Genomic DNA, 24,938 nt, shown 5'->3' with positions numbered 1-24,938 from the left:
AGGCTTTATGTAAACTCTGGCAACGTCCTCACCGACTGGCGTTCACCCGGAAGTGGGAACCGTATCTCCCTGCTCATACTACCGAATGAGCGCTTAAGCACCGCTGGCAGGGATCGGCATCTGCGATTTGCGGCTCATCAGAATAAATACCGCCAGCCCTGCCAGCAATATCCCCGGCGCAGAAGCCGCCATCACCCCTACCGTTCCGGTGCCGAGCGCTAACATTTTTCCTGCCAGCAACGGACCACTCATCGCGCCCAGACGCCCGACGGCGACGGCGGTTCCCACGCCGGTGGCGCGGATCTGCGTGCTGTAAAACAACGGTGCCAGCGCATACAACACGCTTTGCCCACCGGTGGCAAACATCCCCGCCACAAATCCCGCCATCAGCATGCCGCTCAATGACGATACCGTGCCCAGCGCCAGCAGTGAAGCCAACATCCCGGTGTAGATCAGCAGCGACATGATCACCGGACGCAGTTTGTCCATCAACGCCCCGAGAATTAACGTCCCGCTGGCCGCGCCGATTTGCAGAGCAAACATCACTCCTGCTGCCTGCGAGGGCTGAAAGCCCTGCTCGACCAGCAGCATCGGCAGCCAGTTGATCAGCATATACACCACCAGCAGGGTGAAGAAATAGCACAGCCACAGCAGCAGCGTGGCTGTCGCGGTGGTTGGTGCAAACAGGGCGCGCAGCGGCGCGGCAGCCACCTGCGTTTGTTGGGTATACACCTGTGATTCCGGCAGCCAGCGCATTAACAGCGGAACCAGCAGCAGCGGGATCACCCCGCCAACCCAGAACACGGTTTGCCAGGCAGAGGCCAGACCGCTAAACCCGAGCGCGGCCGCCAGCGCCGCGCCAATCGGCACACCGCAGTACATCAGGCTCACCGCCGTACCACGAAAACGCGGGCCCGCCGCCTCAGAAGTCAGCGCGATCAGGTTCGGCAACGCCGCACCCAGCCCAACACCGGTCATCAGGCGAGCAAACACCAGCGATGAGAAATCCCAGGATATCGCCGTCGCCAGTGAGAACAGGCCGAACAGCGCCACGGAGGCAATAAGAATGCGTTTGCGACCATAGCGATCGGCCAGCATGCCACCCACCAGCGCGCCGGGCAGCAGCCCAAGAATGCCCGCGCTGAAGATCCAGCCCATCTGCATTTTATCCAATGCAAACGCATGGGCGATACCGACGGCAGCGATCCCGGCGGCCTGTAAATCCAGCCCTTCCATCAGGGCGACTAAAAAACACAGCCCGACGGTCAACGTCAGGCGGGATGAGGATGCGGGGGTACGGGTAGTCATAAGATGTACCTCTGAGGTCACGATGCAGGTGAATCGCGGCTGATACGTTGCCAGCCGCGTAATCATTTTTATTTTCTGTTACGCAGATCCAGCGCCACGTCGACGATCATATCTTCCTGGCCGCCCACCATCCGGCGTTTGCCCAGTTCCACCAGAATATCTACCGCGCTCAGGCCATAACGCGCCGCCGCCACTTCGCAGTGGCGCAGGAAGCTGGAGTACACGCCGGCATAGCCCAGCGCCAGCGTTTCGCGGTCCACCCGCACCGGGCGGTCCTGCAGCGGACGCACCAGATCGTCGGCGGCGTCCATCAGCGCATACAGATCGGTGCCGTGCTGCCAGCCAAGCTTATCCGCCGCGGCGATAAACACCTCCAGCGGCGCGTTGCCTGCGCCTGCGCCCATACCGGCCAGGCTGGCATCGATACGATCACAACCCTCTTCTACCGCAGCAATCGAGTTCGCCACGCCAAGGCTCAGGTTGTGGTGGGCGTGCATCCCGGTTTCTGTTTCCGGCTTCAGCACCGCTTTCAGGGCGCGGAAGCGGTCACGGATATCAGACATGTTCATCGCCCCGCCTGAATCGACCACATAGATACAGGTCGCACCGTAGTTTTCCATCAGTTTCGCCTGCTGTGCGAGGTTTTCCGGCGTGGTCATATGACTCATCATCAGAAAGCCGACGGTGTCCATGCCCAGTTCACGCGCATACTGAATATGCTGGGCCGACACGTCCGCTTCGGTGCAGTGGGTCGCCACGCGTACGACGCGCGCCCCAGCCTGATACGCATTTTTCAGGTCATGAATCGTGCCGATGCCCGGCAACAGCAGCGTGGCGATCTTGGCGTGCTTGACCACGTCCGCCGCCGCTTCAATCCACTCCAGGTCGCTGTGCGCGCCAAAGCCATAGTTAAAACTGGAACCCTGCAGACCGTCGCCGTGCGCCACTTCAATGGAATCCACCCTCGCGTCGTCCAGCGCTTTGGCAATCTGGCGCACGTTTTCCAGCGAATATTGATGACGAATGGCGTGCATGCCGTCGCGCAGGGTCACGTCAGAGATATAGAGTTTTTTACCGTTCATGCTGCTTCTCCTGCCTGACGAGTGAGTGACTGCGCCATTTTCTCAGCGGTCGCCAGCGCGCTGGAGGTCATAATGTCGAGGTTGCCCGCATAGGCAGGTAAATAGTGCGCCGCGCCTTCCACTTCCAGATACACCGCGGTTTTCAGCCCGGAGAACTGACCGATGCCCGGCAGATTGACCGGTTTATCCTGCGGGATGACTTCAAACTGGACACGCTGTTTCAGACGATAGCCCGGCACGTAAGCCTGCACCGCCGCCGCCATCTCATTAATCGATGCTTCAACTTCAACCTCAGAGGCCGCTTCGCTCAGCACATACACCGTGTCGCGCATCATCAGCGGCGGCTCGGCTGGATTAAGGACGATAATCGCTTTACCTTTTGCCGCGCCGCCAACCACTTCAATCGCCTTCGAGGTGGTTTCGGTAAACTCATCGATATTAGCGCGCGTGCCTGGACCCGCAGATTTACTGGCGATCGAGGCGATAATTTCGGCGTAATGGACTTTTGCCACGCGAGAAACTGCCGCCACCATCGGGATAGTCGCCTGCCCGCCGCAGGTCACCATATTAACGTTCTGCTGATCAACGTTGGCCTCCAGATTCACCACAGGCACGCAGTACGGGCCGATTGCCGCGGGCGTCAGGTCGATCAGGCGGATCGCTGGTTTAACGGCGCGCAGCGCGGCGTCGTTCTTCACATGCGCGCCTGCGCTGGTGGCATCAAAAACAATGTCGATGTCGGCGAATTCCGGCATGGCGATAAGCCCTGTCACCCCTTCATGGGTGGTGGCAACGCCCATGCGTCGGGCACGCGCCAGACCATCAGAATCTGGATCGATACCGACCATCACCGCCATTTCCAGATGCTTCCCGTGACGCAGAATTTTTATCATCAAATCGGTACCGATGTTGCCGGAGCCGATAATGGCGACTTTACGCTTACTCATGACTGACTTCCTTTTGTAACCGCCGCTGAAAAGGTGGCGGCAACTGAACCAATACCGTCGATATGGGCCTCGAAACGATCGCCCGCATTCACCGCCACCATCGGGCCTAACGCGCCGGTGAGAATGATATCTCCGGCACGTAGCGGCTCGCCGAGGCTGGCCATTTTGCGCGCCAGCCAGACGGCGGCGTTGATCGGATGTCCCAGGCATTCGCTGCCGCGTCCGCTGGAAACCTCTTCGTTGTTGCGCGTCATTTTCATCGCGCAGTTTTTCAGATCTAATCCTGCCGGACGCTGTGCCGGACCGCCGACCACATACACACCGCAGGAGGCGTTATCCGCCACGGTATCAACAAACTTGATTGACCAGTCACGGATACGGCTGCCGACCACTTCCAGCGCGGGCAGCACCCACTCGATGGCGTTATACAGCTCGTCAAAAGTAGTGTCGGCATTGGGCAGATCGCGGTTCAGCACCAGCGCGATTTCCGCTTCAATACGCGGTTGCAGCACGCGCTCAAACGCAATGGTGTCGTTATCGCCGTAGCACATGTCGGCAAACAGCGTACCGAAGTCCGGCTGATCGACGCCAAGCTGCTGCTGCACTTTCGGGTGTGTCAGCCCTACTTTGCGCCCGACCACGCGACGCCCGCGCGCCACTTCATACTGCACGTTGATGCGTTGAATGGCGTAGGCCGCTTCGCCGTTGTCCACACCAATCAATTCACGCAGTGGGGCGATAGCTTCCCCTTTTTCTTCAGCCTGACGTAAATCGGCGGCCAGCTGCTCAAGATTATGATTCGTCATGTCCGTTCCTTAAGGGCGTGCGAGGAAGTTCAGCACCAACTGGTTAAAGGCATCCGCATGCTCCCACTGCGCCCAGTGCCCGCAGTCGCGGTAGATATGCAGCTCAGAACCGGCAATTCCGGAGAGCAGGCGCAGACCGGCATCCATCGGCACAAAGCGGTCATTGCGTCCCCAGACAATCAGGGTCTGGGCTTTGATTTCACCCAGACGCGGGCTGAAATCCGGGAACTGTTTCGGGTTGGCCTCCAGACTCTGGACAAAGTTTTCCAGGTGATCGCGACGCGACAGCATGTTATTCAGGCGTGCCTCAAACAACGCCTCGGTCAGGTCGCTGGTGTCGAAGACAAAGATCTCCATCATCAGCTTCAGGTTCTCGATGGTCGGCTCGCGGTATAGCTGATTCAGGCGCTTGATACCTTCGGTCGGCATCGGGGTAAACAGACTCATGCCGCCCGTTCCGCCGCCCATTAGCACCAGTTTGCCCACGCGCTCCGGCCAGCTCAGGGTAAACGCCACAGCACTGTGACCGCCCATCGAGTTACCCAGCAGGTGGACTGTTTGAATATCCAATTGATCGACCACGCTTTTCAGGATGCGAGCGTTGAGATCAGATCGCGAACCGCGGTTAACGATCCCATCGCTTTTGCCCCAGCCAGGACAATCCAGCAGGATCACCCGGTATCCGGCCTGTACCAGCGGATCAATATTGCGGCTGAAGTTTGCCCAGCCCGTCGCGCCAGGACCGGAGCCGTGCAGCAGCACGACGGTCTCTTCGCCCTGTCCACAGTCATTGAAATGCACGCGTAGTGTTTCGCCTGCTTCCTGCACCTCCAGAAAACGACTGGTAGCGGCTTCGGTTTGCGGTTGGTAAGTCATGATGTTCTCCTGCATATTCAGTTCTGTTTCAGTTCTGTGTGGTAGCGCTCAGGGAGCCGAATCCGGCGATCCACTCCGGGATCGGGCGGTAATAACGGCCTTCACTACGCCAGCTACCAAAGGCAGAAATGGCGGCAAAGGCGGCAACCCAGGTTTTAACTTCGTGCGTTGATTTGCCCGCCATCACGGACAGCTCTTCGTTACTGACCGCGTCCAACTCCTGCAAACGCCCCTGCTCAAGCAGGCTCATAAAGCGGTTATCCCAGACAGGGTTCAGCGGATGCAGCGTGTTTTGATCGGCCACGAACTTCTCGGCGGCGCTGATCACCCGCTGCTGGCGCAGCTCGCGTTCGTTTTCAGGTAACTGTTTGCCGCTGCCGAGCAGGCGGTCACGCATATGGGCATCAGCCTTCGCCAGCTCCGGGACCGGCGGTTGATGCGATAGACCACCGGAGCCTAAAAAAAGCACGCGCTTATTCAGCGAGCTGGCGAAACGGCCAATCGCTTCCCCGAGCAAGCGGGTACGCTGAAAGCCCGGCAGCGGCGTGGCGACGCCGTTAATAAACACCGGCAGCACCGGCACCTTATCCAGACCGCCGAGCAAAAACTCCAGCGGCTGCGCGAAGCCGTGATCGACCTGCATGTTGTAGGACACGGCAAGATCGATGCCGCTTTTCATCACCGCGTGGGCGCAGGCTTCAGCGAGATCTGTCGGCACCGGCAGTTCCCCCGCCGCGCTGCCGAAATCGCCGATCGCCGTGGCTCCCACGCCTAAACAGAACGGCGGCATCACATCGTAAAAAAAACCGTTGTAGTGATCGGGGGCAAACAGAACTACAAGTTCCGGGTCGAACGCCGCAATACGCGCCCGGGCGCTGGCGATCACGCCGTTAACCTCGTCAAGCACAGCCTGAGCCGGGTCGACATAGCCCACCAGCGGCGAGTGGGAAAGACAGTGAAGATAAGCGTGCATATCAGGCAACCTTTTCAACAGGAATATCGGCAGTAGCGCGGATAAGTGTCATCACCGACGCCAGTTTATTCAGGGTGCTGCCCAGGGTTTGCGGAATGGCGATGGCGGCCACGAAGCGGTCCGGGCGCATTACCACCAGCGCGGCGTTGTGCTGGGCAAACCACGCGCGCAGGCGGTTTTGCGTATCACCAATGCGGGTAACGCCGTCGTGGTTATCCTGATCGGTATGTATCTGCGTATCCGGCACGACCTGGATAAAACGCGTCCCCAGCGCCTGCCACTGTTGGATCTGCGACTCGCTCATGCCCCATAGCGGGTTACAGCCCCAGCCAATCACCGCGAAATTCGGTCCAATAACGTTGTCGAGCAGCGTCACTTCGCCCGATTCCAGCGTCACCTTCGGCTGGATAAACATCTTGCCGACCGGTGACGTTTTCGCGTCGCCTTCACGTACCAGTGCCCCGACGTGGTACTGCGGCATCGGCTTAAAGCGCATTTCCAGGAAGTAACGTTTGACCGGCGGAATATAATTCAGCAGCCAGGAAACCCCGTCGCGTACCGCACCGTGCCAGCGTTTTGGCGGTGCAAGTACGTTGCCAGCGGTCACGGAGAGGTCGATCATCGCTTTGGCGTGGTCACGGCGTTCCTGCTGGTAGGTATCCAGCAGCGCATCACCGGCTTTACCCTTGATCACCAGCGCCAGTTTCCACGCCAGGTTGAAGGCATCACGCATGCCGCTGTTGTAACCCTGCCCCTGCCAGACCGGCATAATGTGCGCCGCATCGCCCGCCAGCAGCACGCGGTCAATGCGAAAACGTTCGGCCAGACGGGCGTTATGGGTATACACGCGCTGGCGGATCAGTTCGACGTTGTCCGGGTTCGGCAGCACTTTGCTCAAAAGCTGACGCATATTCTGCGGTTCACTGAGCTGCGCTTCGGTTTCCCCCGGCATCACCATAAATTCGAAACGGCGCACTGCATGCGGCAGCGCAGCGGAGACATACGGGCGCACCGGATCGCAGCACAGATACACATGCGGTGTGCTGAGCGGATCGTTGGCAATATCCACCACAATCCACTGATTCGGCGCGGTTTTGCCTTCAAACGGCACATTCAGCGAGCGTCTGACGTTGCTGCCGCCGCCGTCGCATGCCACCAGCCACTGGGCCTTCACCGTTTCGCGCTGGCCGTCCGGAGCTTTCAGATTCAGCGTTACTTCACCGTTCTGTTGGCTAAAGGCTTCCAGTTCGCGGGAGAACAGGCAGCGCACGTTGGGAAAACGCGACAGCCCTTCCAACATCACCGCATCCACCAGTGGTTGAATAAACGCATTGCGGCGCGACCAGCCAAATTCGTCGGTCATCGGCTGGATATCAGCAAAGCAGCGGCCTTTCGGCGTGAGAAAGCGCATCGCGTGCCACGGCGTGGTGTGCGGCAAAACGCGCTCGACCAGCCCCACAGACTGCATGGTGCGCAACGCTTCATCGTCAATGCCGATGGCTCGGGGATAGTCGATCAGCGTGTCGAGCTTCTCCACCACCAGCACGTCAATGCCCATCTGGCCAAGATAGTTGGCCATCATTAGCCCCACCGGGCCGGCACCAGCAATCGCGACCTGAACGGTGTGCTGCACAGCGGGTTGGATATCCGGGTTTTTTGTTGTCATTTCAGAACCTCACGACTCGGACAAAACGCAATTGCGGACCCTGGTGAGGCGCAATTTGTTTTGTTAAAAATATGTGAATAATTTTTTGTTGTGCGGTCAGTATAGGAGTGAGTTTTTGCGCTACAATCAAAACATGCCTGGATGTGCACTAAGTGCACAACGTTGTTTTACCTGTAGATTTGTCAATGAATATGAAAAATGACGAGAGCACTGAGTACAAAACCGTACGCGGATTAACGCGCGGATTAATGTTATTAAATATGTTAAACCGGCTCGATGGTGGGGCCAGTGTTGGCTTACTTGCTGAGTTAAGCGGCCTGCATCGCACCACGGTCAGACGGCTGCTGGAAACCCTGCAGGATGAGGGTTATGTTCGGCGCAGCCTGTCCGATGACAGCTTTCGCTTAACCATTAAAGTCCGCCAGCTCAGCGAGGGATTTCGTGACGAGCAGTGGATTTCCGCACTCGCCGCCCCGCTGCTGGGGGATTTGCTGCGCGAGGTCATCTGGCCGACCGACGTTTCCACGCTGGATGTGGACGCGATGGTGGTACGTGAAACAACCCACCGCTTCAGCCGCCTGTCGTTTCACCGGGCGATGGTCGGGCGTCGTTTGCCATTGCTGAAAACCGCATCCGGCCTGACCTGGCTGGCATTCTGTCCGGAGAATGAACGTCAGGAACTGATTGAAATGCTGGCCTCCCGACCAGGAGAAGAGTTCCAGCTTGCGCGCGAACCGCTGAAGCTCAATGCCATTTTAACCCGGGCGCGAAAAGACGGTTTTGGCCAGAACTTTCGCGGCTGGGATCAGGAGGAGAAAATCGCTTCTATCGCTGTCCCCATCCGTAGCGAACAGCGGGTGATCGGCTGCCTGAATCTGGTGTATATGGCCAGCGCCATGACCATCGAACAGGCCGCGGAAAAGCATCTTCCGGCCTTACAAAAGGTGGCGAAACAGATAGAGGACGGCGTCGAGTCGCAGGAGATTTTGGTGGCCGGGAGGTGAGATGGATCACAGTTATGCGGATCATCTGATTGATAGCTGGGATGACTCACTCACCTGCCGATATAACATTGTGGTGTCTTGCCCAAATGATATCTACATTACATAGTGTGCATTGTTTATTTGCCAGGAGGCTGCGTGTTAAAGGTCATTGCCGAAGATTTCATCAAACCTGAGTTTATTGAAACCGTTCTCCCGTTGTATCGTGAGCTAATATCGGCAACGAAGAAAGAACCGCATTGTATTGCTTACGACCTCTATATTGATGAAAAAGATCCGGGTCATTTTATTTTTATCGAAGAATGGCCAAACCACGCGGCTCTCGATGAACATTGTGCCAGTGAGCATTTCCGACGACTTGTACCGTTAATTGATCAATACACACGACAGGAAGCACGTTACATATTGATGGATGGCGTGGTAAATCCAACGGTCACATCATAATTAAGAAATAGGATAGGTAATGAAGAAAGTACTTGGTTTACTATTAATTATGTTTTTAACAGGATGCTCCACACCAGGCAAACCAGCCTTTTACTACCCCTGGACACAGTACAAAACGGGCATCGATATTCAGCTGCCAAAAGATCCTAAATATAATGATGCTTTCCATGGGACTTTACGCCTCGACGACGATGGCGATTATGCAATGATCGTTATTTATAACGGCGGTAATGTGGTTACCCAATTCGGCTATGTCACGAAAAGCAATCTTGAAAACTGGATCACACTTTATTCTGGCTTCTTAAAATGGGATCCAAATGATTCAGGTGTAACAACAACGTTCACCATTCCTGATACAGGCTCAACGTTTAACAAAGAATACGATGTTGAGTATCGTGTTGTTCAGAGCAAAAAGCTCTTTGTCATTAATAAACATAGCTCCGGTACCTGGTTTATCGACTTCTCAGAGATATCGATGGACGAGGCAAATGTGCAGAAAGCACTGGATGTCTATGAAGGATTACGAGGCAAGCTTAAGTAGCCAGATGCTGAACCTGGTCTCTTGTAAAGAGGCCAGGGCCATATCAATAAAGAGTGGCGTCAATAGTCTCTCCTTCTGCTTTTCATAATCGCAACATCAATTTTAATTTTTTAATATTTTCATCATCCGGAACCTGGTGTATGTCAACACAGTAGCTCTCTTCATACTCTTCAATTATTCTTTGGGCCTCTCCTCTACGGTTTCGGCCATTCATCCATAACTCATCTCTGGCATCCTGACCTATTCTCATCATGTCATAAGAGCTAATATGCGGTGGTGAGCGGCCAAATATGGCCGTGACACCGTTTTTTTCGTAATTTTCTTGTGCCAGGGAATTACCTATCTCATTAACTGCCAAACCACACTTTAGTAATTTTTTAACTTTCGTTTCCTGACTATCACAACCCTGCAAAACAAACAAACCCGCTATAATGATCACTATTTTATATATTTTCATCTTTCGCCCGAAAAATTCATATAAACTCATTACGAAGTGATCAATTCCGACAGACATTTATGTCCTCATAATGAGGTAAGCATCAGACCTCGGTTTAGTCACTTTCGGGATAACTGTATCATCTGGAATGCTTACAAAACAATTCAATATAATCAAAAGCATTCTTATGCTGCTGCAAGTGTGATTAGGGTTGTCAAAGAAAGCTATTCTTATTTCAACCCATTCACACAATACTAAACCGAAACCCGCTCTGAAAAGAGCAGTGTTTCGGCATTCATTCACTCTGAATGGGCTTCAGACCTTAAGCAGTTTCACCGTCTCGTCAATGTCGATTTCATCTTCAGAGAAAATCAGCGTCGTGCCCTGGAAGGTGGTGATAGCCAGCTTTTTCAGCGTGCGCATTTCACCAGGCTTCACGTCTGATTTTGGTCGGATGCTGTTCATCAGCACGCCGACAGACAACACTGCATTTTCTTTGTCGATACGGGTCTCGGCAGGGACTTCTTCGCTGTAGACCAGAAATGACTTGATCGAGGTGAGCTTCAGACGCTCGCCTGCGATATAGATGTACTTGCTGTCTGGTATGACTTTTACCGCGTAGGCAGACAAGCCTTTGTTATTGGTGGTGGGCTCAAAAGTCACCGCCGCGTCTTTCTTGATCAGCTCAGGATTAGCAACCTTAATCACATGAAAATAGCGATTGTCGCCGTTTTCATCTTTGATAAATCCAAAGCCTTTATCTTTAAACCACGTTGTGATTGTTCCGTTCATTGCTGTTTCCGCCTGATTAAACCTATTACTCGTAGAGTATACCTACTCAATTTGCGCGCAGTGTAAAACACAGGCCATACCTTTGGCTACTCGTTACCCCAACGATTGAGGAACTCCGCGATATCATCGATACGCTGAGCGTCGACACCGGCCACGGTTGCCATCTCCTGCTGCGCTTCTTCGCTGATCTCTTCGTTGTTCATCAAACGGGTAATCAACTGCTGGAAGTAGTGCGCCAGCGCGTCACGTTCTGTGTCGCTCACCGGCTTTGCGGCCTCGGTCGCGTACTCGTCGGCGATATCATAATATTTAAGCGGAATGTCGTTGTTCATCAGTTGCTCCGGGGGGATATGCGTGTGCCAGCAGTTGCCTGCCGCGTCTGATGTGAATGATAGCATTCTTATTTCATGGTTCGCGATCTGTTTTATTGGTCACTATGCATTACATATATCAATAATGTTTTCTGGCACCGCTTCGTATTTAATAAATTTTTCCGTATTTAAGTAACAGCACTCTTATTCATTTCGATATAATGGCAGCAAATTAAATAACGAGTCACAAAGGAAATATTAAATTACTTTAATTACATAATTGATATATGTAATCTGCTATTGGCCCAATCCCATCGCTAGTCGCCCATTTGCCCACATTCATCTTCTGGACAACACTCTACGATGACACCACTGATCCAACACGTGGAGCAAACATCATGAACATCACACAAATCCGTAACGCCACGCAGCACATCACCTTTGGCGGTAAAACTTTTCTGATTGATCCGATGCTGGCGGATAAAGGTACTTATCCGGGCTTTGCCGGAACGGCTCGCGCCGAGATCCGCAACCCGACCGTTGATCTGCCTGTCGATATCGACAGGCTGCTCAACGTTGATGCGCTGATCGTGACCCATCTGCATGAAGACCACTGGGATGAAGCAGCGGCTCGTGTCGTGCCGAAAGACAAACCGATTTATGTGCAAAACGATCGCGATGCGCAGGTACTGCGGGAACAAGGTTTCACGCAACTGACCGTACTGACGCAAAACACCGCGCTTGGTGATATCACCCTGCGTAAAACCGGCGGCCAGCACGGTTCGGATCGCGCTTACGCCATCCCGCAAATGGCTGAGCGTCTGGGTGATGCCTGCGGGGTTATCTTCCAGCATCCGGCGGAAAAAACGCTGTATCTGGTCGGGGACACCATTTGGCGCGACGAGGTGGAAACCAACATGCGGACTTTTCAACCAGGCGTGGTCATTCTGAACGCAGGCTTTGCCCACGTTATCGGGTTTGGCCCAATTATCATGGGCGCGGAAGATGTGCTAAAAACCCACTTCGTACTACCTGAGGCACAAATTGTGGCGACCCACATGGAGGCGATTAACCACTGTCTGCTGACCCGCGCGGCCTTGAAAGAGTACGCCCGCGACAACCAGATTGCGCAATTCATTAACGTGCCGGAAGATGGCGAAACCCTGACGTTTTAAACTCCACAGAGGAATCGTATGCAACCGCTTAACGTCGCCATTGTCGCCGTGGAAGATTTCAGCCCGTTTCACTTCTCAGTGCCGTGCATTATTTTCAGTGACAAAGTGGCGGCGAAAAAGCGCTTTGAGGTGCAACTGTGCGCCGAACAGCCGGGCATCGTTTCCTCGCAGGATGGCTTCGCCATTACCGCAGCCTACGGCTATGAAGCAGTGGAGGCCGCCGACATTGTAGTGATCCCCTGGTGGGGCACCACGACACATCGACCACCACAAAGCCTGCTTGATGCGCTCAACCGCGCACGACAAAACGGCGCGCAAATTGTTGGGTTATGTCTGGGCGCGTTTGTTCTCGGCTATGCCGGTCTGCTGGATGGCAAACGGGCAGCTACGCACTGGGAGTTCGAGCAGGATTTTCAGGCGCGCTTTCCGGCGGCCCGTCTGGATATCAACGCGCTATACGTGGATGACGACGGTATTATTACCTCGGCAGGGACCGCCGCCGCGCTGGATTGCTGCCTGTACGTCATCCGCCAGCGTTTTGGCAGCACGGTGGCGAATCAGATTGCCCGACGGATGATTGTGCCGCCACATCGCGAGGGCGGCCAGGCACAGTTTATCGAACAACCGGTAGCGAAAAATACCCAGGATCAGCGCATCAACGCCCTGCTCGACTATTTGCGCCAGCATCTCCACGAACCGCATAATCTCGACGAGCTGGCGCAGCGAGTGATGATGAGCCGTCGTACCCTCACTCGTCATTTTATGAAGGCCACCGGGTCAAGCGTAGCCGAATGGTTGATTGCCGAGCGCCTGCGCCGTAGCCAGACGTTGCTGGAGTCCAGCCAGTTACCCGTTGAACGCATTGCAGAACAGGTTGGTTTTCAGTCGCCTGTCACCTGGCGTCAGCATTTTAAATCCCACTTTGGTGTTAGCCCGGCTGAATGGCGTAAAACCTTTCGCGGCGATTAGCCTCTTTTTTGCGCCAGCCAGACAGTGTGCCCGGCGCAGTGCGGATCTTCCATCACCATCTCGACCACCGCAAAGCCATGCGCTGACAGCAATGCGCGGTATTCGTCCGGCGCGAGGCTGGCGTGAAACAGCGGCTCACCCTCAAATTGCCCCATCGCGATGCCATTGTCCGTACCGCTGGTAAACATCAGCGCGCTGCCGGGATGGCTGAGGCGGTCAAAAATCGGGAACATCTTTTGCTGGTCCTGCTGAGTTAAATGGAAAAAACTGTCCCAGGCGATCAGACCATCGAAAGTCTCATTGAGTGCCAGTTCGCGCATATCCTGCTCCAGCCAGCGCTGTGCGGGAAAAGTGTTTCGGGCCCGCGCCAGCATCGCCGGGGAACCATCAACGCCGGTAAGCCGCAAACCTTGCTGGATAAAATAACCGGCAATCGGCTGGCCGTTGCCGCAGCCAATATCCACAATGCTGCCCTGCCCGCCCATCACGGAAATGAATTTATCGAGCCAGCTTTTCTCGAACAAGGTGCGCGAGCGCTGGCTGGCAAAGGCATCCGCATGACGTCGGTAGATGGACAGAATATTATTTGCCGCAGAGTCGCTCACAATGTCCTCACTTTTTTCTTCTGTTAAGAAGAACGACGATAAATGCTCCAGCACACGATCCGCAACCCTGGAATGCGCCTCGCAGAACCTATGCGTAAATCCCCCAAAACCGTCCCGCTGTGGCATCATAGCGCGCAGATAACGTCATGACAGGGGTGATAAACGTGAAACCGGTAACGCTATACGATGTGGCAGACCATGCAGGTGTCTCTTACCAGACCGTCTCGCGCGTCGTTAATCAGGCCAGCCACGTTTCCGCAAAAACCCGACAAAAAGTTGAGGCCGCGATGGCGGAACTCAATTACATCCCTAACCGCGTCGCACAGCAGTTGGCTGGCAAACAGACGCCGCTGATTGGCGTTGTGACGGCGAACCTTGCCCTGCATGCCCCCTCACAAATCGTTGCCGCCATAAAATCCCGTGCCGACCAGTCCGGTGCCAGCGTGGTGATCGCCATGGTCGAGCGCAGCGGCGTTGAGGCATGTAAAGCCGCGGTCCACAACCTGCTTTCTCAGCGCGTAACCGGGCTTATCATCAACTATCCGCTGGATGAAGAAGACGCCATTGCCGTGGCCGCCGCCTGCGGTACGGTGCCGGTGCTGTTTCTCGATGTCTCTGACCTGACGCCAATTAACAGCGTGATTTTCTCGCATGACGACGGCGCGCGCCTCGGCGTTGAACATCTGGTGCAGTACGGACATCAGCGTATCGCCCTGCTGAGCGGACCGCACACTTCCGTTTCGGCAAGGCTTCGCCGTTCGGGCTGGCACAAGTATCTGGCACATTACCAGCTACAACCCGTTGTGGAGCTGGAAGGCGACTGGAGCGCGATGTCTGGTTTTCAGCAAACGATGCATATGCTGAATAACGGTAACCTCCCTACCGCCATGCTGGTCGCCAACGATCAAATGGCGCTGGGCGCGATGCGCGCAATCAGCGAGTTCGGTCTGCGGGTGGCGGTAGATATCTCGGTGATTGGCTACGATGATACCGAAGACAGCGCCTGCTACATTCCACCGCTGACCACCATCAGGCAGGATTTTCCGTTATTGGGTGAAACCAGCGTCGACAGGCTGCTGCAACTTCCCCGTGGCGAATCAACCGTGGGCAACCAACTGCTGCCCGTCACCCTGGTTAAGCGCAAAACGGTTCTGCCACCCAATACGCAAACTATCTCTCCCCAGGCGCTGGCCGATTCATTGATCCAGCTCGCGCGGCAAGTTTCTCAGCTCGCCCCCAAATTGTGAACGCACAACAATTGTGTGAGTGAGTTCACTCATTGAACGCCCCAGCCTTTACAGTTGGGATCGCTTATCCGTATTTTGATTGAAATTGTGAGCGAATAACAAATTCAAACAGGATACCGTTATGAACCTGAACACAGATTCACTCTCCGCTGTTCTGGCCCGCCGTGACTGGGAAAATCCCGGCGTCACGCAGCTCAACCGCCTGGAGGCGCATCCACCGTTCTGTAGCTGGCGTTCAGCAGATGACGCACGTACGAATCAGCGTTCAAGTCAGTTACGCTCGCTTAATGGCCAGTGGCAATTTGCCTGGTTTGCCGCGCCGGAGGCTGTGCCGGAAAGCTGGCTGACAAGCGATCTGCCACAAGCTGATACTGTCAACGTCCCCTCGAACTGGCAGATGGACGGTTACGATGCGCCAATTTATACCAACGTCACCTACCCAATCCCGGTTAACCCTCCGTACGTTCCGGCACAGAACCCGACGGGATGTTACTCGCTCACATTTCATATTGACGATGCCTGGTTAGATGAGGGTCAGACGCGCATTATTTTTGACGGCGTGAACTCCGCATTTCATTTGTGGTGCAACGGCCGCTGGGTCGGCTACGGACAGGACAGCCGCCTGCCATCTGAATTCGATCTTAGCGATTATCTGCAGCATGGCGAAAACCGTCTGGCGGTGATGGTGCTGCGCTGGAGCGATGGCAGCTATCTGGAAGACCAGGATATGTGGCGCATGAGCGGTATTTTTCGCGACGTATCTTTGCTGCATAAGCCCACAACGCAAATTCGCGACCTGCGCATTAATACCCGGTTTAACGACGACTTCAGCCGCGCCACGCTGGCAGTGGAAATCAGAGTAGCGGGCAACGCGAGCGAAGATTTACGCGTAGCCCTGCAATTGTGGGAGGGGGAAACGCTCACAGCCGAAACGAACTCCCCACTCGGCAGTGAGATTATTGATGAACGCGGTGCTTATCATGACCGGGTGACTCTGTGTCTGAACGTCGAAAAACCGGCTCTGTGGAGTGCCGAAACGCCCAATCTGTACCGCGCCGTTGTGCAGTTGCGCACCGCGGACGGAGCGCTGATAGAAGCGGAGGCCTGTGACGTCGGCTTTCGTCAGGTTTGCATTGAAAACGGACTACTGTTACTCAATGGTAAGCCGCTGTTGATTCGCGGTACCAACCGCCATGAGCACCATCCGATCAACGGCCAGGTGATGGATGAGGCGACGATGGTACAAGACATCATCCTGATGAAGCAGAATAACTTCAACGCCGTGCGCTGCTCCCATTACCCAAATCACCCGCTGTGGTACACCCTGTGCGATCGCTACGGCCTGTATGTCGTCGACGAAGCCAATATTGAAACCCACGGCATGGTGCCGATGAATCGCCTCACCGACGATCCCGCATGGTTGCCTGCCATGAGCCAGCGCGTCACGCGCATGGTGCAGCGCGATCGCAACCATCCGAGCATTATCATCTGGTCTCTGGGCAATGAATCCGGCCATGGCGTCAATCACGACGCGCTCTACCGCTGGATAAAATCAGAAGACCCGTCACGCCCGGTACAATATGAAGGCGGCGGTGCAAATACCGCAGCGACCGATATTATTTGCCCGATGTACGCCCGCGTCGATCAGGATCAACCCTTCCCCGCCGTCCCCAAATGGTCGATTAAAAAGTGGCTGTCGATGCCCGGCGAGCAGCGTCCGCTGATCCTTTGTGAATATGCCCACGCCATGGGCAACAGTTTCGGTGGCTTTGCCAAATACTGGCAAGCGTTCCGTCAGTATCCGCGCCTGCAGGGCGGATTTGTCTGGGACTGGGTGGATCAGTCTCTGACCAAATATGATGAGAACGGCAAAGCATGGTCAGCCTACGGTGGCGATTTTGGCGACACGCCTAACGATCGTCAGTTTTGCATGAACGGGCTGGTGTTCGCCGATCGCACCCCACACCCGGCGTTATACGAGGCCAAACATGAACAGCAGTTTTTCCAGTTCACGTTACTGCCGGGCACTGAACACCAGATTGAAGTGACCAGCGAATATCTGTTCCGCCGCAGCGATAACGAAGTTCTGCACTGGTCTATTGCCCAGGACGGCAACCCGCTGGCCGCCGGAGAAATCGTTCTGGATATCGCTCCACAGGGTCGCCAGGTGATTACCCTGCCAGATGTCCCGATGCCGGAAACCGCAGGTCAGCTGTGGCTGACGGTACGCGTAGAACAACCTCAGGCAACCGCGTGGTCAGACGCCGGGCACATCAGCGCCTGGCAGCAATGGAAGCTTCAAGAGAAGCTCAGCCTGACGCAACTGCCGTCTGCCCGCACCGCGCCACAGCTCAATGTGAGCGAAAATGTCTTTACCGTTGAGAACGACAACAAGCGCTGGCAATTCGACCGTCAGTCTGGCCTGCTGACACAGTACTGGATTGGCGATTCAGCCCAACTGTTAACTCCGCTTACTGACCAGTTCACCCGCGCCCCGCTGGACAACGACATCGGCGTGAGCGAGTCAACCCGCATCGACCCGAACGCCTGGGTCGAACGCTGGAAGGCCGCCGGTCACTATCAGGCTGAAGCAACGTTACTGCACTGTGCTGCCGACACGCTGAGCGATGCGGTACTGATCACCACTGAACATGCGTGGCAGTATCAGGGCGAAACGCTGTTCATTAGCCGAAAAAGCTACCGCATTGACGGCAAGGGTGAAATGCAGATAACGGTGGATGTCGACGTTGCCAGTGGTACGCCGCATCCGGCCCGCATCGGCCTGAGCTGCCAGTTAGTGCAGATCGCAGAGCGAGTGAACTGGTTAGGTCTCGGTCCACATGAGAACTACCCGGACCGTCTGGGCGCCGCCTGTTTTGATCGCTGGGATCTGTCGCTTGATGAGATGTACACCCCGTATGTTTTCCCAAGTGAAAACGGTCTGCGCTGCGGCACGCGCGAACTGCACTACGGCGCGCACCAGTGGCGTGGGGACTTCCTGTTCAACATCAGCCGCTTTAGCCAGCAGCAACTGATGGCAACCAGCCACCGCCATTTGCTGCAGCCTGAGGCGGGCACCTGGCTCAATATTGATGGCTTCCATATGGGCGTTGGCGGCGATGATTCGTGGAGCCCTTCCGTGTCGCCGGAATTTCTGCTGAGCGCCGGACGCTACCACTTCCAGTTCGTCTGGGGCCAAAAATAATAATATAAGTTGGGCAGGCCCAAACCTGCCCGCATTTATAGGAAGTCTGTTATGTATTATTTAAAAAACACTAACTTTTGGATGTTCGGCTTTTTCTTCTTCTTTTACTTTTTTATTATGGGTGCGTATTTCCCATTCTTCCCTATCTGGTTACACGAGGTAAACCATATCAGCAAAGGCGACACCGGCATCATCTTCGCCTGTATCTCACTGTTTTCTTTGTTATTCCAGCCAATTTTCGGACTACTATCCGACAAGCTTGGCCTGCGTAAACATCTACTGTGGGTAATTACCGGCATGCTGGTAATGTTTGCCCCGTTCTTTATTTACGTTTTTGGTCCGTTATTACAAGTTAATATTTTACTGGGTTCAATTGTCGGTGGGATTTACCTTGGCTTTATTTACAATGCCGGCGCTCCGGCGATTGAAGCCTATATTGAAAAAGCCAGCCGCCGAAGCAACTTTGAATTTGGTCGCGCGCGCATGTTTGGTTGCGTGGGCTGGGCGCTGTGCGCCTCGATTGCCGGCATTATGTTCACCATCAATAACCAATTTGTCTTTTGGTTAGGCTCCGGCTGCGCGGTCATTTTGGCATTGCTGCTGTTATTTTCAAAAACAGATGCCCCCTCTTCTGCAAAAGTCGCGGATGCGGTAGGCGCCAATAACTCGGCATTCAGCCTGAAGCTGGCGCTGGAGTTATTTAAACAACCAAAACTTTGGTTCCTTTCCCTGTACGTAGTTGGCGTTTCCTGTACTTACGATGTGTTTGACCAGCAGTTCGCCAACTTCTTTACCTCGTTCTTTGCCACCGGCGAACAGGGTACCCGCGTGTTTGGCTACGTCACGACGATGGGAGAATTACTCAACGCCTCAATCATGTTCTTTGCGCCGCTGATTGTGAATCGCATCGGCGGCAAGAACGCCCTGCTGCTGGCAGGTACGATCATGTCGGTAAGGATTATTGGCTCCTCATTCGCCACCACTGCGCTGGAAGTCGTTATTCTCAAAACGTTGCATATGTTTGAGATACCGTTCCTGATCGTCGGTTGCTTCAAATACATCACCAGTCAGTTTGAAGTGCGTTTCTCGGCGACGATTTATCTGGTGTGTTTCTGCTTCTTCAAACAGTTAGCAATGATTTTCATGTCAGTTCTGGCCGGAAAAATGTATGAAAGTATTGGTTTCCAGGGAGCTTATCTGGTGCTGGGGATCATTGCGCTGAGCTTCACGCTGATTTCCGTATTTACCCTAAGTGGGCCGGGGCCGTTTTCCCTGCTGCGTCGTCGCGAAAGCGTCGCGCTGTAAAAGCATCTTTGCCGGATGCCCCAATCACGTGGTTTATCCGGCCTACAACGCGTCATCTTCACACGACCATCCTGACCTGGAGGTTTAAGTTCTGCGGGCAACAAACCGCTTTTTTACCGTTATGGTAAAACGGGGTGAGAAGCCAGGTCATAGCATGAGCAGAAAGACAATTGCGGTAACGGCGCTCTTTATCAGCGCACTACTTTCAGGATGTGGCAGCATTGATGCACGCACGGCAGGCGAGAATTCAGATACCTATTACGTGGGTATGCATCATGATATTGATAAACTAAAAAACCCAGGCGCTTACGATTATAACTATTTCGATTTAGCGCTGTTGTTTGTTGATGTGCCGTTATCGTTCGTGGCCGATACGGTTTATGCGCCGTTTGATTACTATCACGGGCCGTATAAGAAAGTGGATTAGAACGTAGGCCCGGTAAGCATCGCGCCACCGGGCATCACACGATGTTACTCCTCGATCGCCTGACGGATTTGCTGCAGCGACGCGGGATCGTCAATGGTCGTCAGATCGCCGGGATCGCGGCCTTCGCAGATCGCCTGGATCGTCCGTCTGAGCATTTTACCGGAACGTGTTTTCGGCAACTGCGACACAAACCAGACGTGTGCCGGACGGCCAAAGTTGCCAATCTGGCTGTCCACCAGCGCCATAATCGCCTTCTCTTCCGAATGTGCGATGTCGCGATCTTCAAGGCTGTCGCTTTGTTTCGGAATAACAAACGCGACCGCTACCTGCCCCTTCAGCGCGTCCTTCACGCCGACTACCGCCACTTCCGCAACGTTCGGATAGCTGGAAATACTCTCCTCGATCTCTCGCGTCCCCAACCGGTGTCCTGCCACGTTTATCACGTCATCCGTACGGCCAAGTATGAAGTAATAGCCGTCAGCGTCACGAATGCCCCAGTCAAAGGTGGCGTACACCTGGCGAGAAAACAGCGACCAGTAGGTATTCACAAACCGCGCATCATCCCCCCAGATAGTCTGGATACAGCCCGGCGGCAGCGGCCCTTCAATCACCAGCATACCCTTCTCATTCGCCGCACAAGGTTCACCGGTCACCTCATTGAGCAGTTGTACGTTGTAGCCGTACATCGGCACGCCGGGACTGCCCAGACGCGACGGCCTGTCGTCCAGCCCGCGGGCAATTGCCATAATCGGCCAGCCGGATTCGGTCTGCCAGTAGTTATCGATAACCGGGACGCCCAGCGTTTCTGTTACCCAACTGGCGGTTGGTTCGTCCAGCGGTTCCCCCGCCAGATACAACACCTCCAGCGAGGAGAGATCGTGATTACGGATTTGCGCGGTCGGGAATTTCTTCAGCACGCGGATGGCGGTCGGGGCGGAGAACATCCGGCAGACCTGATATTTCTCAACAATTTTCCACCATACACCACAGTCCGGATACGTTGGCAGACCTTCGTAAACCACCGTCGCCATCCCCGCCAGCAGCGGGGCATACACGATATACGAATGCCCAACTACCCAGCCGATATCCGACGCGCAGAAGAACACGCCGCCCGCTTTACCGCCGAAAATGGTGTCCATCGAGGTCGCCAGCGCGACCGCATAGCCGCCAACGTCGCGCTGGACGCCTTTCGGTTTACCGGTTGTCCCGGAGGTATAGAGAATGCAGGATGTTTCGTTTGATTCCAGCCAGACAACTGGTACCCGCGCGCCGAGATGCTGTTGGCGCAGGGCGGCAAAGTCGAGGTCACGTCCCTCGACCCGCGCCATTTTCGCCAGACCACGATCGACCAGCACCACATGACGCGGTCGGTGCTGCGCCTGTTCGATCGCATCATCGAGCAGCTTTTTATACGGCAGGATCTTGCCCCCGCGCGCCCCGGCATCCGCCGAGACGATAACCACCGGTCTGGCGTCGTCGATGCGCGCCGCCACGCTGTGCGAGGCGAAACCACCGAACACCACCGAATGAATTGCCCCAATGCGTGCGCAGGCCAGCAGCGTAATGTGCGCCTCGGCGATCATCGGCATATACACCAGCACCCGATCGCCACGCTGTACGCCCAGCGACAATAGCATCGCCGCCGCGACGTTCACTTCGTCATACAGCTGACGAAAGGTAAAAGTGCGTTCTTCTTCGGTTTCTGATGACACAGCAATCAGCGCCAGCGCGTCAGGCTGTTTCTCCAGCCAGCGGTCGATGGCGTTATGGCACAGATTGGTCGTGCCGCCGCAAAACCAGCGGGCAAACGGCGGGTTGCTGTGGTCCAGTACCTGCGTATACGGCTGCTGCCAGTCAATACGCTGGGCCTGCTCGGCCCAGAACGACTCCGGTTGCGTTATAGAACGTTGATAAAACTCGCTATAAGACATAATGCTCTCCTGTTGAACTTACGCCTTGCTGCACGCTGGTTTAAATAATGAAGAGATCCATATACTCATTGACCGGCATCTGCTCCAGGCGAGTTCTGTCCAGGGAGACATCCAGGATGCGCTGCTGCTGACGGGTCGGGAACTGACGCGCCAGGTTGATTTTGAACTTCTCGACCAGCTTCGGCATGCCGTCAGTACGACGACGCGCATGGCCGATTGGGTATTCCACTACCACTTCTTCAAAGCGTGAGCCGTCGGTGAATTCCAGAGTGATGGCGTTGGCGATGGCGCGTTTTTCAGGGTCGTGGTAATCGGCGGTAAAGGCTGGATCTTCGAAGCAGTTGATCTTCTCGCGCAGTGCATCAATGCGTTTGTCCTGCGCCACGCCGTCTTCGTAATCTGCCGCCGTTAAGCGCCCGAACAGCAGCGGAATGGCCACCATATACTGGATACAGTGATCCCTGTCCGCCGGGTTATTCAGCGGGCCTTTTTTATCGATGATGCGGATACAGGCTTCGTGCGTACGAATGGTCACTTTTTCGATATCGGCAGCGGTCTTACCTGCGGCCTGTAACTGCTCGTACAGCGTCATGGCCGCTTCTACCGCGGTCTGCGAGTGGAACTCGGCCGGGAAGGAGATTTTAAACAGCACGTTTTCCATCACATAAGAGCCGTACGGGCGCTGGAAGCGGAAAGATTCGCCTTTGAAAGAGACGTCATAGAAGCCCCAGGTTTTCGCCGTCAGCGCAGACGGATACCCCATCTCACCGGTTTTAGCCATCAATGCCAGACGTACCGCGCGCGAGGTCGCATCGCCTGCGGCCCAGGATTTACGCGTGCCGGTATTTGGCGCATGGCGATAAGTACGCAGCGACTGGCCGTCGACCCACGCCAGCGACACGGCGTTGAGAATTTCATCCCGGTTCAGGCCAAGCATCTCAGCGACCACTGCCGTGGAGGCCACTTTTACCAGCAGGACGTGATCGAGACCAACACGGTTAAACGAGTTTTCCAGCGCGATACAGCCCTGAATCTCATGAGCTTTGATCATGCCGGTCAGCACCGTTTTCATGGTCAATGGCGCTTTCCCCACCGCCACCGCATTACGCGACAGCCAGTCAGCCGTGGCCAGAATACCGCCGAGGTTATCAGAAGGATGACCCCACTCAGCGGCAAGCCAGGTATCGTTGAAGTCCAGCCAGCGGATCATCGCACCGATGTTAAACGCCGCCTGCACCGGGTCGAGCTGGAACTGGGTGCCAGGTACGCGCACGCCGTTCGGTACCACTGTACCTGGGACGACCGGCCCCAGCAGTTTTTTACAGGCCGGATATTCCAGCGCTTCGAGGCCGCAGCCTAAGGTATCAAGCAGGCAATAATGCGCAGTGTCATACGCCACCTTCGAGGTGATCTCGTAGTTCATGACGTAATCAACGATATCAACGATTTCACGGTCAAATTCGGGGCGGACGTTCGAAATATGTGCGGACATAGGGTACATTTCCTGTTTTTTATCTTTATACCCGTCATACTTCAAGCTGCATGCGCGTTGGCTACGCTCGCTCCCCCCAGTCACATAGTTCGCTATGCTCCTGGGGATTCACTCACTTGCCGCCTTCATGCAACTCGAATTATTTAGGGTATGAGGTTTTGAATTAGCAACGTTTTTCAATCGGGACAAATTCGCGATCTTCCGGGCCGGTATAGTTGGCGGAAGGACGGATAATTTTATTGTCCTGGCGCTGTTCGATGATGTGCGCCGCCCAGCCGGTGACGCGGGCGATGACAAACAGCGGGGTGAACATTTCGGTGGGAACGCCCATCATGTTGTAAGAGACCGCCGAGAACCAGTCGAGGTTGGGGAACATCTTTTTTGTTTCCCACATTACGTCTTCCAGACGGTCAGCGATGTTGTACATTTTCAGCGAACCACCTTCCTGAGAAAGCTGTTTCGCCACGCGCTTGATCACCTGATGGCGCGGATCAGCGATGGTGTAAACCGGATGACCAAAGCCAATCACCACTTCTTTGTTTTCCACGCGTTTACGGATATCCGCTTCGGCTTCGTCCGGTGTTTCGTAGCGCTGTTGGATCTCCAGCGACACTTCATTCGCTCCGCCGTGTTTCGGTCCACGCAGTGCGCCAATCGCGCCGATAATCGCGGAATACATATCGGAACCGGTCCCGGCAATCACGCGGCCGGTAAAGGTGGAGGCGTTAAATTCGTGCTCGGCGTACAGCACCAGCGAAATATGCATCGCTTTTTCCCAGCTTCGCGACGGTTTTTCGCCATGCAGCAGGTGCAGGAAGTGACCGCCAATGGAATCATCGTCAGTTTCCGGCTGAATACGCTCGCCGTTATGGCTGTAGTGATACCAGTACAAAAGGATTGAACTGAGCGATGCCAGTAGCTTGTCGGCAATATCGCGCGCGCCGGAGACGGTATGACCTTCTTTTTCCGGCAGCGTACAGCCCAGCGCGGAGACGCCGGTGCGCATCACATCCATCGGATGCGAGGCAGCAGGCAGCGCTTCCAGCACGGTGCGTACGTTAGCAGGCAGTCCGCGCAGCGCTTTGAGTTTGCTTTTATAGGCGGTGAGTTCATCGCGGGTGGGTAATTTCCCGTGGATCAGCAGATGCGCGACTTCTTCAAATTCGCACTGCTGCGCCAGGTCGAGAATATCGTAGCCACGATAGTGCAGGTCGTTACCGCTTTTGCCTACGGTACACAGCGCGGTATTTCCGGCGGCAACGCCTGACAGCGCAACCGATTTTTTAGGTTTAATGACATGGGTACTATTTTGCAGGATCGTTGTGTCGCTCATGTTGTCCTCGTCATTTTTATAATATGTAGGGTACAAATTTATTGCCGGATGGCGGCTGTGCCTTAT

The 24,938-nt window shown here is 55.0% G+C and carries 23 protein-coding genes; 9 read left to right on the top strand and 14 right to left on the bottom strand.

Annotation, left to right across the window (positions count from 1 at the left end):
• Positions 1–93 precede the first annotated feature (93 nt).
• From mhpT to WC1_RS18800, 7 genes are all read right to left on the bottom strand, one after another.
• Positions 94–1,308: a 3-(3-hydroxy-phenyl)propionate transporter MhpT gene (mhpT, locus tag WC1_RS18770; protein ID WP_016149678.1), complete on the bottom strand. Its 1,215-nt coding sequence runs from the start codon at positions 1,306–1,308 to the stop codon at positions 94–96.
• 68 nt (positions 1,309–1,376) lie between these two features.
• Positions 1,377–2,390, bottom strand: a complete 1,014-nt coding sequence (mhpE, locus tag WC1_RS18775) for a 4-hydroxy-2-oxovalerate aldolase (protein WP_003021379.1) — start codon at positions 2,388–2,390, stop codon at positions 1,377–1,379.
• On the bottom strand, positions 2,387–3,337 hold the full coding sequence (gene mhpF / locus WC1_RS18780) for an acetaldehyde dehydrogenase (protein WP_003838629.1): 951 nt from the start codon (positions 3,335–3,337) through the stop codon (positions 2,387–2,389). The genes mhpE and mhpF overlap by 4 nt, the downstream gene beginning before the upstream one ends.
• A complete protein-coding gene (mhpD, locus tag WC1_RS18785) occupies positions 3,334–4,143 on the bottom strand; it encodes a 2-keto-4-pentenoate hydratase (protein ID WP_016149677.1) in 810 nt (269 codons plus the stop codon). Before mhpD ends, mhpF begins: the two co-directional genes overlap by 4 nt.
• Positions 4,144–4,152: 9 nt before the next feature.
• Complete coding sequence (mhpC, locus tag WC1_RS18790; RefSeq protein WP_016149676.1) at positions 4,153–5,019, bottom strand: 2-hydroxy-6-oxonona-2,4-dienedioate hydrolase; 867 nt, start codon at positions 5,017–5,019, stop codon at positions 4,153–4,155.
• A 28-nt stretch (positions 5,020–5,047) separates the two neighbouring features.
• Positions 5,048–5,992 (bottom strand): 2,3-dihydroxyphenylpropionate/2,3-dihydroxicinnamic acid 1,2-dioxygenase, encoded by a 945-nt coding sequence (gene mhpB, locus WC1_RS18795; RefSeq protein WP_016149675.1) that lies wholly within the window; start codon positions 5,990–5,992, stop codon positions 5,048–5,050.
• A gap of 1 nt (position 5,993) precedes the next feature.
• Positions 5,994–7,658: a bifunctional 3-(3-hydroxy-phenyl)propionate/3-hydroxycinnamic acid hydroxylase gene (locus WC1_RS18800; RefSeq protein WP_016149674.1), complete on the bottom strand. Its 1,665-nt coding sequence runs from the start codon at positions 7,656–7,658 to the stop codon at positions 5,994–5,996.
• 191 nt (positions 7,659–7,849) lie between these two features.
• On the opposite strand from WC1_RS18800, the gene WC1_RS18805 reads away from it, so the two are divergent.
• The 3 genes from WC1_RS18805 to WC1_RS18815 all read left to right on the top strand — a co-directional run bounded on the left by WC1_RS18805 (position 7,850) and on the right by WC1_RS18815 (position 9,644).
• Positions 7,850–8,662 carry a DNA-binding transcriptional regulator gene (locus tag WC1_RS18805; protein WP_003838640.1) on the top strand — a complete coding sequence of 271 codons (813 nt, stop codon included), beginning with the start codon at positions 7,850–7,852 and terminating at the stop codon, positions 8,660–8,662.
• Between the two features lie 135 nt (positions 8,663–8,797).
• On the top strand, positions 8,798–9,103 hold the full coding sequence (locus tag WC1_RS18810) for a putative quinol monooxygenase (RefSeq protein WP_003838643.1): 306 nt from the start codon (positions 8,798–8,800) through the stop codon (positions 9,101–9,103).
• Positions 9,104–9,122: 19 nt separating this feature from the next.
• The gene (locus WC1_RS18815) at positions 9,123–9,644 is read left to right on the top strand and encodes a hypothetical protein (RefSeq protein ID WP_003838645.1); all 522 of its coding nucleotides are present in this window, start codon (positions 9,123–9,125) and stop codon (positions 9,642–9,644) included.
• 82 nt (positions 9,645–9,726) lie between these two features.
• Here WC1_RS18815 and WC1_RS18820 read toward each other — a convergent pair whose 3' ends face one another.
• From WC1_RS18820 to WC1_RS18830, 3 genes are all read right to left on the bottom strand, one after another.
• The gene (locus WC1_RS18820) at positions 9,727–10,158 is read right to left on the bottom strand and encodes a hypothetical protein (protein WP_003838647.1); all 432 of its coding nucleotides are present in this window, start codon (positions 10,156–10,158) and stop codon (positions 9,727–9,729) included.
• A gap of 237 nt (positions 10,159–10,395) precedes the next feature.
• A complete protein-coding gene (locus tag WC1_RS18825) occupies positions 10,396–10,872 on the bottom strand; it encodes a cold-shock protein (protein WP_003838649.1) in 477 nt (158 codons plus the stop codon).
• An 86-nt stretch (positions 10,873–10,958) separates the two neighbouring features.
• Positions 10,959–11,204 carry a YmjA family protein gene (locus tag WC1_RS18830; protein WP_003021350.1) on the bottom strand — a complete coding sequence of 82 codons (246 nt, stop codon included), beginning with the start codon at positions 11,202–11,204 and terminating at the stop codon, positions 10,959–10,961.
• A gap of 377 nt (positions 11,205–11,581) precedes the next feature.
• On the opposite strand from WC1_RS18830, the gene WC1_RS18835 reads away from it, so the two are divergent.
• Positions 11,582–12,358: an MBL fold metallo-hydrolase gene (locus WC1_RS18835; protein ID WP_003838652.1), complete on the top strand. Its 777-nt coding sequence runs from the start codon at positions 11,582–11,584 to the stop codon at positions 12,356–12,358.
• A gap of 18 nt (positions 12,359–12,376) precedes the next feature.
• On the top strand, positions 12,377–13,327 hold the full coding sequence (locus WC1_RS18840; protein WP_016149672.1) for a GlxA family transcriptional regulator: 951 nt from the start codon (positions 12,377–12,379) through the stop codon (positions 13,325–13,327).
• On the opposite strand, the gene WC1_RS18845 is transcribed toward WC1_RS18840, so the two are convergent.
• Complete coding sequence (locus WC1_RS18845; RefSeq protein WP_016149671.1) at positions 13,324–13,932, bottom strand: class I SAM-dependent DNA methyltransferase; 609 nt, start codon at positions 13,930–13,932, stop codon at positions 13,324–13,326. The two genes, WC1_RS18840 and WC1_RS18845, sit on opposite strands and share 4 nt — an antisense overlap.
• Before the next feature lie 164 nt (positions 13,933–14,096).
• Here WC1_RS18845 and WC1_RS18850 point away from each other — a divergent pair, with 164 nt between their 5' ends.
• From WC1_RS18850 to WC1_RS18865, 4 genes are all read left to right on the top strand, one after another.
• On the top strand, positions 14,097–15,179 hold the full coding sequence (locus tag WC1_RS18850) for a LacI family DNA-binding transcriptional regulator (protein WP_016149670.1): 1,083 nt from the start codon (positions 14,097–14,099) through the stop codon (positions 15,177–15,179).
• Positions 15,180–15,300: 121 nt separating this feature from the next.
• On the top strand, positions 15,301–18,384 hold the full coding sequence (locus WC1_RS18855; protein WP_016149669.1) for a beta-galactosidase: 3,084 nt from the start codon (positions 15,301–15,303) through the stop codon (positions 18,382–18,384).
• A gap of 51 nt (positions 18,385–18,435) precedes the next feature.
• Complete coding sequence (locus WC1_RS18860; RefSeq protein WP_003847667.1) at positions 18,436–19,689, top strand: MFS transporter; 1,254 nt, start codon at positions 18,436–18,438, stop codon at positions 19,687–19,689.
• Between the two features lie 154 nt (positions 19,690–19,843).
• The gene (locus WC1_RS18865; protein ID WP_003838662.1) at positions 19,844–20,116 is read left to right on the top strand and encodes a YceK/YidQ family lipoprotein; all 273 of its coding nucleotides are present in this window, start codon (positions 19,844–19,846) and stop codon (positions 20,114–20,116) included.
• A gap of 44 nt (positions 20,117–20,160) precedes the next feature.
• Here the strand turns inward: WC1_RS18865 and prpE are convergent, their stop codons facing one another.
• From prpE to prpC, 3 genes are all read right to left on the bottom strand, one after another.
• Positions 20,161–22,047, bottom strand: coding sequence for a propionate--CoA ligase (prpE, locus tag WC1_RS18870; RefSeq protein WP_003838664.1), 1,887 nt, complete (start codon positions 22,045–22,047; stop codon positions 20,161–20,163).
• Positions 22,048–22,087: 40 nt separating this feature from the next.
• On the bottom strand, positions 22,088–23,539 hold the full coding sequence (locus WC1_RS18875) for a bifunctional 2-methylcitrate dehydratase/aconitate hydratase (RefSeq protein WP_016149668.1): 1,452 nt from the start codon (positions 23,537–23,539) through the stop codon (positions 22,088–22,090).
• A 163-nt stretch (positions 23,540–23,702) separates the two neighbouring features.
• Positions 23,703–24,872: a bifunctional 2-methylcitrate synthase/citrate synthase gene (gene prpC / locus WC1_RS18880; RefSeq protein ID WP_016149667.1), complete on the bottom strand. Its 1,170-nt coding sequence runs from the start codon at positions 24,870–24,872 to the stop codon at positions 23,703–23,705.
• Between the last annotated feature and the right edge of the window lie 66 nt (positions 24,873–24,938).

Origin of the sequence: Citrobacter sp. KTE30 (genome assembly GCF_000398825.1) — a bacterium.
In the GTDB taxonomy this organism is placed as follows: domain Bacteria; phylum Pseudomonadota; class Gammaproteobacteria; order Enterobacterales; family Enterobacteriaceae; genus Citrobacter; species Citrobacter freundii.
The sequence above is the reverse complement of the archived record's forward strand: the minus strand, read 5'-3'. Positions and strand labels throughout refer to the sequence as shown.

Bases quoted from the DNA above. Each gene is read 5' to 3' on its own strand.
- mhpT (WP_016149678.1), bottom strand. From the start codon at position 1,308: ATGACTACCCGTACCCCCGCATCCTCATCCCGCCTGACGTTGACCGTC.
- mhpE (WP_003021379.1), bottom strand. From the start codon at position 2,390: ATGAACGGTAAAAAACTCTATATCTCTGACGTGACCCTGCGCGACGGC.
- mhpF (WP_003838629.1), bottom strand. From the start codon at position 3,337: ATGAGTAAGCGTAAAGTCGCCATTATCGGCTCCGGCAACATCGGTACC.
- mhpD (WP_016149677.1), bottom strand. From the start codon at position 4,143: ATGACGAATCATAATCTTGAGCAGCTGGCCGCCGATTTACGTCAGGCT.
- mhpC (WP_016149676.1), bottom strand. From the start codon at position 5,019: ATGACTTACCAACCGCAAACCGAAGCCGCTACCAGTCGTTTTCTGGAG.
- mhpB (WP_016149675.1), bottom strand. From the start codon at position 5,992: ATGCACGCTTATCTTCACTGTCTTTCCCACTCGCCGCTGGTGGGCTAT.
- WC1_RS18800 (WP_016149674.1), bottom strand. From the start codon at position 7,658: ATGACAACAAAAAACCCGGATATCCAACCCGCTGTGCAGCACACCGTT.
- WC1_RS18805 (WP_003838640.1), top strand. From the start codon at position 7,850: ATGAAAAATGACGAGAGCACTGAGTACAAAACCGTACGCGGATTAACG.
- WC1_RS18815 (WP_003838645.1), top strand. From the start codon at position 9,123: ATGAAGAAAGTACTTGGTTTACTATTAATTATGTTTTTAACAGGATGC.
- WC1_RS18820 (WP_003838647.1), bottom strand. From the start codon at position 10,158: ATGTCTGTCGGAATTGATCACTTCGTAATGAGTTTATATGAATTTTTC.
- WC1_RS18825 (WP_003838649.1), bottom strand. From the start codon at position 10,872: ATGAACGGAACAATCACAACGTGGTTTAAAGATAAAGGCTTTGGATTT.
- WC1_RS18830 (WP_003021350.1), bottom strand. From the start codon at position 11,204: ATGAACAACGACATTCCGCTTAAATATTATGATATCGCCGACGAGTAC.
- WC1_RS18835 (WP_003838652.1), top strand. From the start codon at position 11,582: ATGAACATCACACAAATCCGTAACGCCACGCAGCACATCACCTTTGGC.
- WC1_RS18840 (WP_016149672.1), top strand. From the start codon at position 12,377: ATGCAACCGCTTAACGTCGCCATTGTCGCCGTGGAAGATTTCAGCCCG.
- WC1_RS18855 (WP_016149669.1), top strand. From the start codon at position 15,301: ATGAACCTGAACACAGATTCACTCTCCGCTGTTCTGGCCCGCCGTGAC.
- WC1_RS18860 (WP_003847667.1), top strand. From the start codon at position 18,436: ATGTATTATTTAAAAAACACTAACTTTTGGATGTTCGGCTTTTTCTTC.
- WC1_RS18865 (WP_003838662.1), top strand. From the start codon at position 19,844: ATGAGCAGAAAGACAATTGCGGTAACGGCGCTCTTTATCAGCGCACTA.
- prpE (WP_003838664.1), bottom strand. From the start codon at position 22,047: ATGTCTTATAGCGAGTTTTATCAACGTTCTATAACGCAACCGGAGTCG.
- WC1_RS18875 (WP_016149668.1), bottom strand. From the start codon at position 23,539: ATGTCCGCACATATTTCGAACGTCCGCCCCGAATTTGACCGTGAAATC.
- prpC (WP_016149667.1), bottom strand. From the start codon at position 24,872: ATGAGCGACACAACGATCCTGCAAAATAGTACCCATGTCATTAAACCT.